The sequence below is a fragment of the Acrocarpospora sp. B8E8 genome (genome assembly GCF_039871605.1).
GTDB lineage: Bacteria > Actinomycetota > Actinomycetes > Streptosporangiales > Streptosporangiaceae > Acrocarpospora > Acrocarpospora macrocephala.
In genome coordinates this window covers 13,521-29,210 of record NZ_JBDPLV010000079.1, presented here as the reverse complement: position 1 = coordinate 29,210, position 15,690 = coordinate 13,521, and the positions used below count along the sequence as shown (strand labels likewise).

The 15,690-nt window shown below is 68.9% G+C and carries 14 protein-coding genes; 2 read left to right on the top strand and 12 right to left on the bottom strand.

The annotated features are described in order from the left end of the window. Nucleotides 1-53 precede the first annotated feature (53 nt). On the top strand, nucleotides 54-431 hold the full coding sequence (locus ABGB08_RS45560) for a MarR family transcriptional regulator (protein WP_347603995.1): 378 nt from the start codon (nucleotides 54-56) through the stop codon (nucleotides 429-431). Between the two features lie 64 nt (nucleotides 432-495). Here ABGB08_RS45560 and ABGB08_RS45555 read toward each other — a convergent pair whose 3' ends face one another. The 9 genes from ABGB08_RS45555 to ABGB08_RS45515 all read right to left on the bottom strand — a co-directional run bounded on the left by ABGB08_RS45555 (nucleotide 496) and on the right by ABGB08_RS45515 (nucleotide 10,984). Further along, a complete protein-coding gene (locus ABGB08_RS45555) occupies nucleotides 496-1,779 on the bottom strand; it encodes a thymidine phosphorylase (RefSeq protein WP_347603993.1) in 1,284 nt (427 codons plus the stop codon). Nucleotides 1,780-1,808: 29 nt separating this feature from the next. Next, nucleotides 1,809-2,198 carry a cytidine deaminase gene (locus ABGB08_RS45550; RefSeq protein WP_155360524.1) on the bottom strand — a complete coding sequence of 130 codons (390 nt, stop codon included), beginning with the start codon at nucleotides 2,196-2,198 and terminating at the stop codon, nucleotides 1,809-1,811. Continuing rightward, nucleotides 2,195-3,493 (bottom strand): ABC transporter permease, encoded by a 1,299-nt coding sequence (locus tag ABGB08_RS45545; protein ID WP_347603991.1) that lies wholly within the window; start codon nucleotides 3,491-3,493, stop codon nucleotides 2,195-2,197. Before ABGB08_RS45545 ends, ABGB08_RS45550 begins: the two co-directional genes overlap by 4 nt. Beyond that, nucleotides 3,490-4,632: an ABC transporter permease gene (locus ABGB08_RS45540; protein WP_347603989.1), complete on the bottom strand. Its 1,143-nt coding sequence runs from the start codon at nucleotides 4,630-4,632 to the stop codon at nucleotides 3,490-3,492. Before ABGB08_RS45540 ends, ABGB08_RS45545 begins: the two co-directional genes overlap by 4 nt. Continuing rightward, complete coding sequence (locus ABGB08_RS45535; protein WP_347604018.1) at nucleotides 4,629-6,200, bottom strand: ABC transporter ATP-binding protein; 1,572 nt, start codon at nucleotides 6,198-6,200, stop codon at nucleotides 4,629-4,631. The genes ABGB08_RS45540 and ABGB08_RS45535 overlap by 4 nt, the downstream gene beginning before the upstream one ends. 71 nt (nucleotides 6,201-6,271) lie before the next feature. Further along, on the bottom strand, nucleotides 6,272-7,378 hold the full coding sequence (locus ABGB08_RS45530; RefSeq protein ID WP_347603987.1) for a BMP family ABC transporter substrate-binding protein: 1,107 nt from the start codon (nucleotides 7,376-7,378) through the stop codon (nucleotides 6,272-6,274). 119 nt (nucleotides 7,379-7,497) lie between these two features. Continuing rightward, nucleotides 7,498-8,511 (bottom strand): BMP family ABC transporter substrate-binding protein, encoded by a 1,014-nt coding sequence (locus ABGB08_RS45525; protein ID WP_347603985.1) that lies wholly within the window; start codon nucleotides 8,509-8,511, stop codon nucleotides 7,498-7,500. A gap of 79 nt (nucleotides 8,512-8,590) precedes the next feature. Next, nucleotides 8,591-9,790: an amidohydrolase gene (locus tag ABGB08_RS45520; protein WP_347603983.1), complete on the bottom strand. Its 1,200-nt coding sequence runs from the start codon at nucleotides 9,788-9,790 to the stop codon at nucleotides 8,591-8,593. Between the two features lie 12 nt (nucleotides 9,791-9,802). Next, nucleotides 9,803-10,984 (bottom strand): glutamate--cysteine ligase, encoded by a 1,182-nt coding sequence (locus ABGB08_RS45515; RefSeq protein WP_347603981.1) that lies wholly within the window; start codon nucleotides 10,982-10,984, stop codon nucleotides 9,803-9,805. Nucleotides 10,985-11,231: 247 nt separating this feature from the next. Between ABGB08_RS45515 and ABGB08_RS45510 the strand changes: the two genes are divergently transcribed. Beyond that, nucleotides 11,232-12,320: a D-alanyl-D-alanine carboxypeptidase gene (locus ABGB08_RS45510; protein ID WP_347603979.1), complete on the top strand. Its 1,089-nt coding sequence runs from the start codon at nucleotides 11,232-11,234 to the stop codon at nucleotides 12,318-12,320. Here the strand turns inward: ABGB08_RS45510 and ABGB08_RS45505 are convergent. The 3 genes from ABGB08_RS45505 to ABGB08_RS45495 are packed head-to-tail and all read right to left on the bottom strand — an operon-like array spanning nucleotide 12,317 to nucleotide 15,617. Next, nucleotides 12,317-13,261 (bottom strand): YihY/virulence factor BrkB family protein, encoded by a 945-nt coding sequence (locus ABGB08_RS45505; protein ID WP_347603977.1) that lies wholly within the window; start codon nucleotides 13,259-13,261, stop codon nucleotides 12,317-12,319. The two genes, ABGB08_RS45510 and ABGB08_RS45505, sit on opposite strands and share 4 nt — an antisense overlap. Before the next feature lie 9 nt (nucleotides 13,262-13,270). Next, nucleotides 13,271-14,275, bottom strand: a complete 1,005-nt coding sequence (gene trpS / locus ABGB08_RS45500; protein ID WP_347603975.1) for a tryptophan--tRNA ligase — start codon at nucleotides 14,273-14,275, stop codon at nucleotides 13,271-13,273. Nucleotides 14,276-14,306: 31 nt separating this feature from the next. Further along, a complete protein-coding gene (locus ABGB08_RS45495) occupies nucleotides 14,307-15,617 on the bottom strand; it encodes a hemolysin family protein (RefSeq protein WP_347603973.1) in 1,311 nt (436 codons plus the stop codon). Nucleotides 15,618-15,690: the final 73 nt, after the last annotated feature.

Genomic DNA, 15,690 nt, shown 5'->3' with positions numbered 1-15,690 from the left:
AATGCGTTTGCATATATTATCCATGCATGCTATCTTCTGGCCCGGGAGGACTCATGAACGACACCGACGTCGTCACCGCCTGGCGCCACCTCCTGGCCCAGCACGCGACGATCGTGTGCGCCCTGGAGCGCGAACTACACGACAAGCACGACCTGGGCGTCAGCGAGTTCGAGGTCCTCGACCGCATGTCCGAAGGCGACTGCGAATCCCCCGACGGCAAGTTCCGCGTCCAGGAACTGGCCGAGTGCGTCCACCTCAGCCAGAGCGCTCTCTCCCGCCTGATCGCCCGCCTCGAACGCGACGGCCTCGTCACCCGAGCCCTCTGCCAGGCCGACCGCCGCGGCATCTTCGTCACCCTCACCGAGAAGGGACGGCTCGCGTGTGACGAGGCCCGGCCCACCCACCGGGCCGTCCTCGGCGAACATCTGTGAGCTATTGACCTGAGATCCGTCCCATCAGCCGCCGACCAGGCACGTCCAGGTCGCGACTTCTTAATTAAGCCTCGATACGGTCGATCACCAGCGGCAGCAGGGTGGGGTCGCTCGCGGCCGACACCTCGTAGGCGCCGTCCAGGGACTGCAGGGCCCGCTCGAAGCGGGCGGTCTCGTCGGTGTGCAGGGTCAGCAGCGGCTGGCCCTCGCGGACGATGTCGCCGGGCTTGGCGTGCAGGGTGATGCCGGCGCCGAAGGAGACGGGATCCTCCTTGCGGGCGCGGCCCGCGCCCAGGCGCCAGGCGGCCACGCCGACGCCGAAGGCGTCCAGACGGGACAGGACGCCGGAGGCGGGGGCGGTGAGGGTCATGGATTCGGCGGCGTGCGGCAGGAGGGCGTCGGGGTCGCCGCCCTGGGCGGTGATCATGCGGCGCCAGGCGTCCATGGCGGAGCCGTCCTTGAGGGCCTGCTCGGGGTCCTTGCCGGAGACCCCGGCGGCGGCGAGCATCTCGCGGGCCAGGTGCAGGGTGAGCTCGATGACATCGGAAGGGCCACCCCCGGCCAGCACCTCCACGGATTCTTCGACCTCCAGGGTGTTGCCGATCTTGAGGCCGAGGGGGCGGTCCATGGCGGTGAGCAGGGCCACCGTGCGGACGCCCGCGTCGGTGCCGAGGGCGACCATGGTTGCGGCCAGCTCGCGCGCGTTGTCCACGGTCTTCATGAAGGCGCCGGAACCCACCTTGACGTCCAGGACGAGCGAGCCGGTGCCTTCGGCGATCTTCTTGGACATGATCGACGAGGCGATCAGGGGAATGGACTCGACGGTGCCGGTGACGTCGCGAAGCGCGTAGAGCTTCTTGTCGGCGGGGGCAAGGCCGGTCCCGGCCGCGCAGACGACCGCCCCGGAGGCGCGGATGACGGCCAGCATCTCGTCATTGGAGAGGTTGGCGCGCCAGCCGGGGATGGATTCGAGCTTGTCCAGGGTGCCGCCGGTGTGGCCCAGCCCGCGGCCGGAGAGCTGCGGCACATACGCGCCGCAGGCGGCCACCAGAGGGGCCAGCGGGAGGGTGATCTTGTCGCCGACGCCGCCCGTGGAGTGCTTGTCGGCGGTGGGCCGGTCCAGCGCCGACCAGTCCATCCGCTCGCCCGAGCGGATCATGGCCTGGGTCCAGTCGGCGATCTCACGGCGGTTCATGCCGTTGAGCAGGATCGCCATGGCCAGCGAGGACATCTGCTCGTCGGCCACCTCGCCCTTCGTGTACGCGTCGATCACCCAGTCGATCTGCGGGGTGGACAGCTCCCCCCGGTCCCGCTTGATCGAGATGATCTCGACGGCGTCAAATGCCATGCTCTCCCCCACTGAACGCTCTCCCCCACTTACCGCGACAGATCATCAGGCCCGAAGGCGAACGGCAGGATGTCCGCCATCCGCCACGGCCCCTCCGGCGTTTCCAGCAGCAGCTCGGGGCCGCCCTGCTCGAACAGCAGCTGGCGGCAGCGGCCGCACGGCATGAGCAGCTCACCATGGCCGTCCACGCACGTGAACGCGACGAGCCGCCCCCCGCCCGAGGCGTGCAACGCCGACACCAGCCCGCACTCGGCGCACAGGCCGAGCCCGTACGAAGCGTTCTCCACGTTGCAGCCGACCACGATCCGGCCGTCGTCCACCAGGGCCGCGGCCCCGACCGGGAACTTGGAGTACGGCGCGTACGCGTGCGTCATCGCCTCCGCCGCGTGCTCCCGCAACAGCTCCCAGTCAATCGTCACTTCGCCTGTCCTCTCCGGTACGGCAAGCCATCCGCGGCCGGCATCCGCAGCCGCTGCGAGGCGAAGGCCAGTACCAGCAGCGTAGTCAGGTGCGGGGTGAAGGAGGTGAACTGCTCGGGCACCGTGTCGGTGATCATAAACAGCGCGAGCACCGCCACCGCGCACCCGCCGGTGATCAGGGCGGCGCGGTTGCGCGACAGCCGTACCAGCTGGTAGACGCCCACAGCGGCCAGGAGCAGGGCCACGACCAGGAGCAGCGCGTGCACCGAGGTGCCGCCCTGGCGGAGCTGGAGGGCGTCGGTGTAGCCGAACAGGCCCGCGCCGGCCGCGAGGCCGCCGGGGCGCCAGTTGCCGAAGATGACCGTGGCCAGGCCGATGAAGCCGCGCCCGCCGGTCTGCCCCTCCCGGTAGGTGCCGGCCGCCACGATGGACAGGAACGCGCCGCCGAGCCCGGCCAGCGCGCCAGAGACGATCACCGCCACGTACTTGTAGTAGTAGACGTTGACGCCCAGGGACTCGGCCGCCACCGGCCGCTCGCCGCAGGCGCGCAGGCGCAGACCGAAGGAGGTCCGCCAGAGCATCCAGACGGAGAACGGCACCAGCAGGATGGCCAGGATGGTGAACAGCGAGACGTTGGTGGTCAGGCCGCGCAGCAGCCCGGCGAGGTCGGAGACGAAGAACCAGCGCTGGGTTTCGAGGGTGCGCAGCGGATCGGCGCCCTCGAACAGGACCCACCGATTGTCCCCGCCGGGACCCCACAGGCCGATGCTCTGCATGGCCGGGATGCGGGGGGACTGGGTGTCGCCGCCGCCCGGCATGGTGGAGAAGATCAGGGCGGACAGGTATTTGGCGATGCCGGTGCCGAGCAGGATGATGGCCACGCCGGAGACCACGTGGTCGACGCCGAAGGTGACCGTGGCGATCGCGTGCAGCACTCCGGCCGCCGCGCCGCCGAGCGCTCCCGCGACGACCCCGACCCAGGGGTTGCCGGTGACCAGCGCCCCCCACGCGCCGAACCAGGTGCCCAGGATCATCATGCCTTCGAGGCCGATGTTGACCACGCCGGAGCGTTCTGACCAGAGCCCGCCCAGACCGGCGAGCCCGATCGGCACCGCCAGGTAGAGCGCGGCGCTCACGGTGCCGCTGGAGGTGATGTCGTGCGCGCCGGTGACGATCCTGGTGAGCGAGAGCAGGACCAGCAGCCCGGCGGCGCCGAGCAGGATGACCGGCCAGGTCACCCGGAACTTGCCGGTCGGCGGCACGGCGACCGCCGGCGTGGTGGTGACGGCGCTCACGCGGCTGCTCCTTCCATGCCGACCGAGGCCGACAGTTCCCGGCTGACCCGGCGCTGCTCGGCCGCGATCCGGTAGCGGTGCACCAGCTCGTACGCGATGACGACCGCGAGCACGATCACGCCCTGCATGATCGTCACGATCTCCGGCGACACCTTTTCGAGGCTGAGGATGTTCTGCGACACGTCCAGGAAGCTCCACAGCAGCGCGCCGAACGCGACCCCGATCGGGTTGTTGCGGCCGATCAGGGCGATGGCGATGCCGGTGAAGCCGAACCCGGGCGGAAAGTCCAGGCTGTAGGAGTAGGAAGAGCCGAGCAGCTGCGGCATGCCGACCAGGCCGGCCATGCCGCCGGAGATGAGCATCGCCACGATGACCATCTTCTTGACGTCGACCCCGCTGGCCACGGCCGCCGGTTCGGACAGGCCGGTGGAGCGCAGGTTGAAGCCGAACCGGGTGCGGTTGAGCAGCACGTGGAACCCGATCCCGACCAGGACGGCCACCACGAACAGGCCGAAGACCTCGTTGGGCGCGCCCGGGATGAGCGGGATGCTGGGCACGTGCCCCGATTCGGGGATCGGGTTGGTGCCGATGTTGTTGCTCCCGGCCACCGGGACCGCCCACTGCGCCAGCAGCCACGCCCCCAGGCCGGTGGCGATGGTGTTCAGCATGATGGTGGAGATGACCTCGCTGACCCCGCGCCTGGCCTTGAGCACGCCCGCGATGCCCGCCCAGGCGGCGCCGACCGCCACCGCGACGATCAGGATCAGGCCGATGTGCAGGGGTTTGGGCAGGGTGACCGCGCCGCCGACGGCGGCGGCGATCAGGGCGGCCAGCCGGTACTGGCCGTCCACGCCGATGTTGAAGAGGTTCATCCGGAAGCCGAGCGCGACGGCCATGGCGGACAGGTAGTAGGCGGAGGCCAGGTTGATGATCCCGACCAGCGAGCGGGGCGTGCTGCCGTACTCGACCATGGACAGCAGCGTGTCGACGGGCGGGTGGTCGGTGAGGATCAGCACCACCGACGTGATCAGCCCGGCGAACAGGATCGCCAGCACCGGCGCGGCCAGCGCCATCAGGCCGTTCAGCTTGATCCGGCCCAGCAGCCGGTTGACGAAGGTGTCGGGGGTCTGAGGGCTCATGCTTCCTCCCCGGCGCCGGTCATCGCCGAGCCGAGCTGTTCCGGGGTCACGTTCGCCGGGTCGACGTCCGCGACGATCTTGCCGCGCAGCAGCACCTTCAGCGTGTCGGACAGGCCGATCAGCTCGTCCAGGTCGGCCGAGATGAGCAGCACGGCCAGCCCGGCGGCGCGGGCGCTGCGCAGATGGTCCCAGATCGCGGCCTGGGCGCCGACGTCGACGCCGCGGGTGGGGTGGGAGGCGATGAGGAGCACGGGGTCGCCGCTCATCTCCCGGCCGACGATCAGCTTCTGCTGGTTGCCGCCGGAGAGCGCGGCGGCGTCCACGTCGATGCCGGGGGTACGGACGTCGTACTGGGCGACGATGCGTTCGGTGTCGGCGCGGGCGCCCTTGCGGTCGATCCAGACGCCGCCGGAATTGTGGCCGAGGATGCGGTTCTCCCACAGGGGGGCGAGCAGCAGCAGGCCGTGGCGCTGGCGGTCCTCCGGGATGTAGCCGATGCCGGCGTCCCGGCGGCGCAGGGTGGACCAGTCGCCGATGTCGGTCCCGGCCAGGGTGATCTCGCCGACCGACGGGCGGATGCCCATGATGGCCTCGACCAGCTCGGCCTGGCCGTTGCCCTCCACTCCGGCGATGCCGAGGACCTCGCCCTTGTGGATGGTGAAGGAGACGTCCTCCAGCAGCAACCGGCCGCCGCCCTCGGCCCGCATCTGGTCCATGTAGAAGCTGGCCGGGGTGCCCTTCGGGATCGGCCGCCAGGCGGAGGCCGCCATGGTCAGGCCGGTTACCTGGAGCGCCACCACGTCGGTGACCGTGGACTCCCGGGTCTCGGGGCTGGGCAGTTCCGAGCCGACCATCAGCTCGGCCAGCTGCCGGGCGTTGACGGACTTGGGGTCCACGCTGGCCACCGTGGTGCCGCGGCGGATCACCGTGATCGCGTCGGCGACCTTGAGCACCTCGTCCAGGTGGTGCGAGATGAAGATGATCGTGATGCCCTCGCGGACCAGGCCGTGCAGGTTCTCGAAGAGCTCGTCCACCTCGTGCGGCACGAGCACGGCGGTGGGCTCGTCCAGGATGAGGATGCGGGCGCCCCGGTAGAGCACCTTGAGGATCTCGACCCGCTGCCGCAGGCCCACGCCGATGTCCTCGACCAGCACGTCGGGGTCGACGTCCAGGCCGTACGCGTCGGAGATCTCCTTGATCTTCTTGCGGGCGGCGGCGAAGTCGAGCGCGACGCCGCCCTTGCGCGGCTCGCTGCCGAGGACCACGTTCTCCAGCACGGTCAGGTTGTCGGCCAGCATGAAGTGCTGGTGCACCATGCCGATGCCGGCGGCGATGGCGTCAGCGGGGGTGTGGAAGGAGACTGGGGAGCCGTTGATGCGGATCTCACCCTCGTCCGGCCGCTGCATGCCGTACAGGATCTTCATGAGCGTGGACTTGCCGGCGCCGTTCTCGCCGACGATGGCGTGGATGTGGCCCTTGGCAACGCTCAGGTGGATGTCGCGGTTGGCGACGACGCCCGGGAATCGTTTGGTGATGCCGTCCAGGGCGACTGCGGTCTGGGTGCTGATCTCGGCCTCCCGAAGGAAAGTAAACCAAGGGGCCCGGCGTTGCAGCTACCGGGCCCCGCGGTGTCATCGGGTCAGGCGCCGGTCGGAACCGTGATCTCGCCGCTGATGATCTTGTTCTTGTACTCGTCGATCTGGGCCTTGATGTCGTCGATCTTGCCCCCGGTGAGGGAGTAGTCGACGCCGCCGGCCTTCAGGTCGTAGACGGTGATGCCGGGCTTGACGGTGTTGGCGGTGAAGTTCTTGATGAAGTCGAAGACCGCGACGTCGACCTTCTTCAGCATCGAGGTGATGATGACGTCGGCGACGGTCGGGTCGGCCGTCTTGGCCTGGTCGGAGTCGACGCCGATGGCCATGCCGCCGGCGGCCTTGGCGGCCTCGAAGACGCCCGCGCCGGAACCGCCCGCGGCCTGGTAGATCACGTCGGCGCCCGCGTCGAACATGCCCTCGGCGGCCGTCTTGCCCTTGGCCGGGTCACCGAAGCCGGAGAAGTCCGGGGGCTGGGTCAGGTACTTCTTCTGCACCTTGACGTCCGGCTTGACGGCCTTGGCACCGGCTTCGAAGCCCGCCTCGAACTTGTGGATCAGCGGCACGTCCACGCCGCCGACGAAGCCCACGCTGTTCTTGGTGGACTTGAGCGCGGCGGCCACGCCGACCAGGAACGAGCCCTGCTCCTCGGCGAAGACCAGGTTGGAGATGTTCGCGCCCTCGGCGGCGTCGTCGACGATGGCGAACTTGATGTCGGGGAACTCCTTGGCGACCTTGGTGATCGCGCCGGAGTAGGCGAAGCCGACCGCGATGATCGGGTTGAAACCGCCGGTGGCCAGGAGGCGCAGGCGCTCCTCCTTCTGCGCGTCGGTCTCGCCGTTGGCGGCCTCGAGCTCGTTGACCTCGACGCCGAGTTCGGCCTTGGCCTTGTCCAGGCCAGCCGCGGCGGAGTCGTTGAACGACTGGTCACCACGCCCGCCGATGTCGTATGCGAGACCGACCTTCGCCGAGGCCGCGGCGGGGGCGGATGACGAGGCGGCCGGTGCGCCGCTGGGAGCGGCCTCGGTGTCGTCACCGCCACAAGCGGCGACGGCGAACAGCATGGCGCTCGCCGCGGTACCGGCGATGAGCCTGCCAAAACGATTGCGGAGCAAGGTGAACTCCCCTTCCGTGACGTCCAACTTCCGTCGCACGCGCGAAAGGAACGCACGGCAACCCTGCACGGAAGATAGTTGTTTGACCTGCAACTACCAAATGCTCACGCAAGTCCGCAACAGGTCCGTTATCCAGCTCAGTCCTGCCTGTGACCAGGTCAACCGGTGGGGACCTTGATCGTTCCGTTGATGATCTGCCGCTTGAGCGCGTTCAGGCGGGGCACGAAGTCGCGGATATGGCTGCCTGTGGTGGTGTAGTCAATAGCGCCCGCCTTCAGGTCATACGTGATCGGCCCGGCCCGGACCTTGCCGCGGACCACGCTGGCGATGAAGTCGAACACGGCCACATCGATCTTCTTGACCATCGAGGTGAGGATGTTCTCCCGGACCGACGGGGTCGCGGTCTTGGCCTGGTCGGAGATCGACCCGATCGCCCAGCGTTCCTGGGCCAGGGCCGCCTCGAACACACCCGAGCCGGAGCGGCCCGCGACCTGGTAGATGATGTCGACGCCGGACTGGTACATGTCGTGGGCGACGGTCCCGGCCAGGGCGGGGTCGCGGAAGCCGGACAGGTCGGGCCCCTTGCTCAGGTACTTGACCTGGATCCGGACCTTCGGCTTGACATGCGTCGCGCCCGCCCGGTAGCCGACCTCGTACGTGCGGATATGCGGCACGTCCGCGCCGCCGATGAAGCCCAGCTTGCCGGTTCTGGACTTGAGCGCACCCGCCGCGCCGACCAAGAACGAGCCCTCGTTATCAGCGAACAGCAGGTTGGTGATGTTGGGCGCCCGCGCCGAGTTGTCGTCGACGATGGCGAACCTGACCCGGGGGAACTCGGCCGCGACCGTTTTCACCGCGGTCGCATGGATGAATCCGACCCCGATGACGGGGTCGCAACCGCTCTCGGCGAGCAGCCTGAACCGCTGGGCCCGCTGCGCGTCGCTGTCGCGCAGCCCAGCCGCCAGCTCCTTGGCGCGCAGCCCGAATTCGGCCCGCGCCTTGTCCAGGCCGAACGCGGCGGATTCGTTGTAGGACTTGTCGCCGCGCCCACCCGCGGCGTACACAATTCCGACAGTCATCCTGGCGGCCGGACTCGGCGAGGGCCCCTCCGTGGCCAGCCCGCCGCAGCCCACGACCAGAACCAGCGGGACGGTCAGGATGACGCGGCGCACATCCCCTCCTAGCGACGCTATGTGAATAGCGTCACATCCAGGGTGCAATGCGGAGCTAGCCCCTCCGAAAAGTTTTGGATCACATGGCGGCGAGCGCGGTCGTGGCCATCACCTTGACGCCGATCCCGATCGCCCGCTCGTCGATGTCGAACGCCGGGTGGTGGATGTCGGTGACGGCGGTCGCGCCCGGGGGCCGCACGCCCAGCCGGGCCAGCGCGCCGGGCACGGACTCGATGTACCAGGAGAAGTCCTCGCCGCCCAGGCTCTGCGGGGTGGGCACGGCGGCGCTCTCGCCGATGAACTTGCTCACCGCGTCGTTGAACATCTGGATGCTCTTGGCCTCGTTGACCGTGGCCGGGGTGCCCCTGCGGTAGTCCAGCTCGACGTCAAGCCCGTACGGCGCGGCGACCTGGTCCACCAATGACTTGATCAGTTCCGGCGCGGTGTGCCAGGTGTCCTCGTCCAGGGAGCGGATGCTGCCCTGGGCGTACCCGACGTCAGGGATCGTGTTGAAAGCGGACCCCGCGGAGATCTGCCCCCAGACCAGACTGAGGCTGGACCGCGGATCCACCCGGCGGGACAGAATGGCGGGCAGCTCGGTGACGATCTTGCTGAGCGCGAACACCAGATCCACCGTCATCTGCGGCCGGGCGGTGTGGCCGCCGGGTCCGGACACCTTGAGCTGCAGGTTGTCGCAGGAGCCGGTGATCGCGCCGGTGCGCAGGCCGACCTTGCCGACCTCAATCCTGGGGTCGCAGTGCACCGCGAAGATCCGGTCGACCCCGGACAGGCCGCCCTCCTTGACGACTTCGAGCGCGCCGCCCGCGATCTCCTCGGCGGGCTGGAAGATCAGCCGGATCCGACCGGGCAGCACCCCCGCCTCGGCCTGGGACTGCAGGAAGAGCCCGGCCCCCAGCACGATCGCGGTGTGCGCGTCGTGCCCGCACGCGTGGCAGGCGTGCGGGTACACCGACCGGTACGGAACATCCTTCTCATCCTCCATCGGCAGCGCGTCGATGTCCGCGCGCAGGGCGATGAGCGGCCCGTCGCCCCGGCCGATGTCCGCCCACAGGCCGGTGCCGCGGGCGAGCGGACGGGGGCTGAGCCCGGCGTCCTTCAGCCGCTGCGCGATCGCCTCGGTGGTGCGGTGCTCGTTGAAGGCGGTCTCCGGGTGGGCGTGCAGGTCACGCCGGAACTCGATCAGTTCCTCGTCGTGCTTGACGAGGAACTGGGCCAACTGCCCGGCGAGTTCGGTCCCCTCCGCGAGCGAGGTCGTCACTGGCGTTCCCTTTCACGTTCCTATGTGGTCGGTCGGTTCGCGGGAGGAATGGCGGCCGGACGTCACGAACCGGTTCTCGGCGAACTCGGTGATCGTGGCGTCCACGACGTCTTCGAGCGTGCCGCCCCCGGCGCGGACGGCCCGCTGGCGTTCGCACGAGCTGCCCTGCTCCAGCACGTCGGTCAGCACGGCCAGCTCGTCGGCGCAGCCGAGCCGGCCGGCGACGGGCTCGAGCTCGCGCTGCAGCTCGTAGAGCATGTCCCGCATCGGCGCGGTGGCGCCCCGGTCGTCGGTGATGACGGTGGCGTCCAGGCCGTATCGAGTGGCCCGCCACTTGTTGTCCCGGACCACCCAGGCGGCCGGCTGGGGTAGCGTGTAGCCGCGGTCGAGCTGCTGGTCGAACTGTTGCACGAGACACTGGGACAGCGCGGTGACCATCCCGACCTCCCGCAAGGTCGGAATGCCGTCGAACATCCTGATCTCGATCGTGCCGAAGTCGGGGTGTGGCCGGATGTCCCACCACACCTCTTTGATGCTTCTGATGGTGCCGGCACGCACCAGGGTGTCCATGTACTCCTCGAACTCCGCCCAATCCGCCAATAGATGCGGCGGTCCAGCGGTGGGCAGCGCACCAAAAACGATGGCCCGGCTGGAGGCTAGCCCGGTGTCTTGGCCGCCCCAGTACGGGCTGGAGGTCGTCAACGCCAGGAAATGCGGCAGGTAGGCCGCAAGTGCGTTGACTATAGGAATGACTTTATCTCTTTCCCGGACCCCCACGTGGACATGTACGCCAAATGTTTGGATGCGCCGCGCCAGCCACTGCAGCTCCACGACCAGCTCGGCGTAGCGCTGCATGGGCGCGTACTCGGCGTCCTGCCATTCGCTGATGGCGTGGGTGCCCGTACAGGCCAGGGCGATGCCCCGGGGTTCCACCACGGAGCGTAACCGCTGGATGCTCTTGTCCAGATCGTGTACGGCTTCCGCCGCCGTGTGGCAGATATCGGTCACGATCTCGATCTGGGACTCCATGAGCTCGTGCATGGCCTTCGGCCGGGTGCCCTCGCTCAGGTCAGGTACGGCGGCGAGCACGTCACGTGCGTCCTGCCGGAGGCGCCGCGTACGCGTGTCGACGAGCTGAAGCTCCCATTCGACGCCCAGAGTGGCGCCACGGGACGGATTAAACTCAATCGCCACAACTACCTCCATAGTCCATCGTCTCAGGCACCGTCACTCGGCGTGGCAAAAATCGGCCATCCCGAATTCCTCACCATGAGCGGTTGCGTTCAGTGCATGGTCACTCAGAGGACAAGATCCTCCAATAGGTCCCAAATAGTCACACATCGCCAAGCCCCTGCGGCGTGCGCTCATCGGTGCCCGGGGCCCAGTAGGGTCGGCGTGTCGCGATGCGTACGGCTGCGAGCTTTGGGGGAGATGTCCGGACATGCGAATTGGGACGAGCGCCCTCGGGGTCGCAGTACTGACGACTGCCCTGGTCGGGGCGGGCCAATCCAGCGCCCGGGCGGACACCATCGGCGGCGAACAGCTGGCCGGAACCGGCCTGGTGCTCCCGCCCGGCGCGAAGGCGCCGCCGAAAAGCAAGGCCAGCGCGTTCGTGATCGCCGACGCCGAGACCGGGCAGGTGCTGGCGGCCAAGAACCCGCACGGGCGGTTCCTGCCGGCGAGCACGCTCAAGGCGCTGACCGCGGTCACGCTCATCCCCAAGCTGAACAAGAACAAGCGGGTCCAGCCGAGCCGGGAGGCCTGCAACATCGAGGGCAGCGCGGTCGGCCTGGTGCCCAAGCCGATCTACCAGGTGGACGATCTGTTCCGGGCCCTGCTGATGGTCTCGGGCAACGACGCCGCGCACGCGCTGGCCGAGGCCAACGGCGGCGTCCCGGCCACGCTGGCGGACATGAACGCCGAGGCCAGGCGCCTGCAAGCCAACGACACGGTGGCCAAGACCCCGAGCGGCCTGGACGAGCCCGGCCAGAGCAGTTCCGCCTACGATCTGGCGCTGATCGCCCGCGCGGGCCTCAAACTCCCCTCGTTCAAGGACTACATCTCCACCAAGACCGCGAAATTTCCGGCGCCCAAGGGCTACTACGAGATCGGCAACCACAACAAGCTGCTGTGGACCTACAACGGCATGGTGGGCGTCAAGAACGGCTGGACGTCCAAGGCCCAGGGCAGCTTCGTCGGCGCGGCCCGCAGGAACGGGCACACCGTGATCGTCGCGATCATGCGCCACGAGGGCTCCTTCTGGAGCGAGGTGGCCGACCTGCTCGACTGGGGCTTCGCCAACCGCGGCAAGGTCGCCCCGGTCGGCACGCTCGTCAACCCGCTCCCGGACCACACCCCGACGCCGCTCGCCAAATCGGTCACGCCGATCCCCGCGGCCGCGGACGTCGCCACCACCACGGTCGAGAAGAGCGGCACCCCGCTGGTGGCCACCCTCGTCCTGATCGGCAGCCTGACCGGCGGCCTGGTCTGGATCGGGTACGGCATCCGCCGCCGCGCCCGCCGCCGTTAATACCCGTTGGACGGGATCGGCGAGGGCTCCGGCGGTGGCCCGAGGGCGGCGGTGGCCGTCCAGGCGGCCGAGTAGAGGATCACCCGGGCCGACAGGTTCATCCAGATCAGCAGGCCCACGATGACGGCGAACGTGCCGTACACCGGATTGCTCAGGGTGTGCGCCAGCAGCAGCGTGGCGAGCTGCTTGAGCACCCCGAACAGGATCGCGCCGAGCACCGCGCCCCGGAGCATGTATTTGAACGGCGGTGGCGGCTTCGGCCTGGCCAGCCAGCCCAGCAGGACGAGGAACAGCAGGATGTCGGCGGCGAGGCTGACCAGGATGCCGGCCGCGGCCACGCCGAGCGTGCCGATCACCGAGTGCTCCAGGCCGAACCAGCCCGCCACCGTGCTGGTCGCGCCCCCGGCGAATCCCGCGATCACCACCGAGGCGAGCATGATGACGCCGAGCAGGATCAGCGCGACCAGGTCCCTGAGCTTGAGCAGGAAGAAGTTGAGCTGCGGCTCGGTGCTCATCCAGATCTTGCGGAAGGCCGTCCTGAGCGCGTCCACCGAGCCCAGGCCCGCGTAGAGCAGACCGACCAGACCGATGATCCCGGCGTTGACCCGCGCGTCCGCGAGCTGGTCGATCTGGAGCTGGCCGGCCAGACCCGGCAGCTGCTCGTTGATCGCGGCGGTGATCGTCTTCTTGGCCTCGGGGTCCAGCCAGCCGAACGCGACGACGTACCCGAACAGCGCGAACACCAGCGAGATGAGCGGGAAGAACGACAGGAACGCGAAGTAGGTGACCGACCCGGCGAGGTGATCGCCCGACTGCAGCTGGTAGCGATGCACGGTCCGGATCAGGTGGTCGATCCACGCGAACCGGATTCGCGCGTATTCGATGAGTCCGCGCCCGCGCGCCTTGATCGACTCGATGAGCTGCTTAAGGCGCGCGATCACAGGTCTCTCTTACCCCGTGGGCAGGAACCCGATGTTCTCCCGGACGTGCGCCATGGTCTCGACCGCGACCGCGCGCGCCTTGGCCGCGCCGACGGCGAGCATGCGGTCCAGCTCGGCCTCGTCGCCCAGCAGCTTCTCGGTGCGCTCCCGGATCGGCGCGAACGTCTCCACCACCACCTCGGCCACGTCCTTCTTGAAGGTGCCGTAGCCCTGCCCCGCATACCGCGCCTCCAGCTCGGGGACGGGCGTGCCGGTGATCGCGGACTGGATCCTGAGCAGGTTGGTGATGCCGGGCTTGTTCTCCTCGTCGGCGACCACCTCGGAGCCGGTGTCGGTGACCGCGCGCATGACCTTCTTCCGCAGCGGGCCCGGCTGCTCCAGCACGTCCAGGATGCCCTGCGGGCTGGAGGAGGACTTGGACATCTTGGCGGTCGGGTCCTGGAGGTCGGTGATCTTCTCGACCTCCTTCAGGATGTACGGGCTCGGCACGGTGAACGTGGGCCCGAACCGGTTGTTGAACCGCTGGGCCAGGTCGCGGGAGAGCTCCAGGTGCTGCTTCTGGTCGGCCCCGACCGGAACCTGGTCGGCCTGGTAGAGCAGGATGTCGGCCGCCTGCAGGATCGGGTAGGTGAACAGCCCCACGCTGGCCGAGCCCTCGCCGACCTTGGCGGACTTGTCCTTGAACTGGGTCATCCGGCCGGCCTCGCCCATGCCGGTCTGGCAGATCAGGATCCAGGCCAGCTCGGCGTGCTCGCGCACGTGGCTCTGCACGAAGACCGCCGAGCGCTCGGGATCCAGGCCGCAGGCGAACAGCTGCGCGGCGGCGATCCTGGTCCGGCGGGTGAGCTCGGCCGCGCTCGGGTTGACCGTGAGCGCGTGCAGGTCCACCACCATGTAGAACGCGTCATGCGTGTCCTGCAGCGCGACCCACTGGCGCACCGCGCCCAGATAGTTGCCGAGGTGGAAGGAGTCGGCGGTGGGCTGGATGCCGGACAGAACTCGAGGACGGGCCATAGCCCTAGATTCTGTCAGGTGTTCCCGGCCGCTAGCGACTCGAATCCTCGACCGGCGGAGAGATCGGCTTCGGGGTCACCAGGACCCGGGAGACCCGGCGGCCGTCCATCTCGGTGACGGTGAGCCCGGCCCCCGGGCTGTCCACCGAGTCGCCGACCGCCGGCAGGTGGCCGAGCACGGCCATCACGTAGCCGCCCAGCGTCTCGTACGGCCCTTCGGGCAGGTTGATGCCGGTTTCGTCGGCGAAGTCGATCAGGCGGACCAGACCCTCGACCTCGATGTCCCCGGCGATCCTGCGGACCGGCACCTCGTCCTCGTCGTACTCGTCGCGGATGTCGCCGATGAGTTCCTCGACCAGGTCCTCCAGGGTGACGATGCCGTCGGTGCCGCCGTACTCGTCGACGACGATGGCCAGGTGGTGGCCCTCGTCGCGCATCTCGGAGAGGGTGATCAGCACGCGCTTGCTGCTGGGCAGCATCTTGACCGGGCGGATCTGGACGAGCTCGCTGATCGGCTCGATCCGGCCGGTGAGCACCGGGTCGAGCAGGTCGCGCACGTGCACGAAGCCCACGATGTCATCGTAGGAGCCGCGGAACACCGGGAAACGGGAGTAGGGCATGCTGGCGGCCAGCACCGCCGCCTCGGCCAGGGGAGTGTCCGCGTCCATGAACTCGACCTCGGTCCTGGGCAGCATGACCTCGCGGAGCTGGCGTTTCCCGGCCGCGAAGACCTCGCCGATGAGGTGCCGCTCATCCTCGGTGAGCTCGGCGTGGCCGACCACCATGTCGCGGAGCTCCTCGGTGGAGATCTTCTCGCGGTCGGTTTTGGGGTTGCCGCCGAGCAGCCGTACGACACCGTCGGTGGACTTGGAGAGCGCCCAGATGACCGGGCGGGACAGCGCGGCCACCCGGTCCAGGAACGGCGCGATCACCAGGGACAGGCCTTCGGCGCGCTGCCGGGCCAGCCGTTTGGGGGCGAGTTCGCCCAGCACCAGCGAGACGTACGAGATGGCGAGCGTGACCAGCACCAGGGAGACCACGGGTGCGGCATGGCCGGACAACCCCCAGCCTTCGAGCACGGGGGTGAGCTGGCCGCTGAACCGCTCCGCGCCGAACGCGGCCGACAGCACGGTGGCGACGGTCACGCCGATCTGCACCGCGGACAGGAACCGGTTGGGGTCGCGGGCCAGCTTGGCCACCCGGGCGCCGCGGCGGCCGAAGGTGGCCAGGCGGCGGACCTGGCTCTCCCGCAGGGAGACCATGGCCATCTCGGCGGCGGCGAAGAAGCCCCCGATCAGAATGAAGATCAGGACGATGGCGATGTTCGTGAGGAGACTGTTCACTGGGGTTCCCGCCCGGGCCGACAGAATGATCTGCCAGCGTACTCGGCTAGGCTGGTCGGACAGATTCAAACAG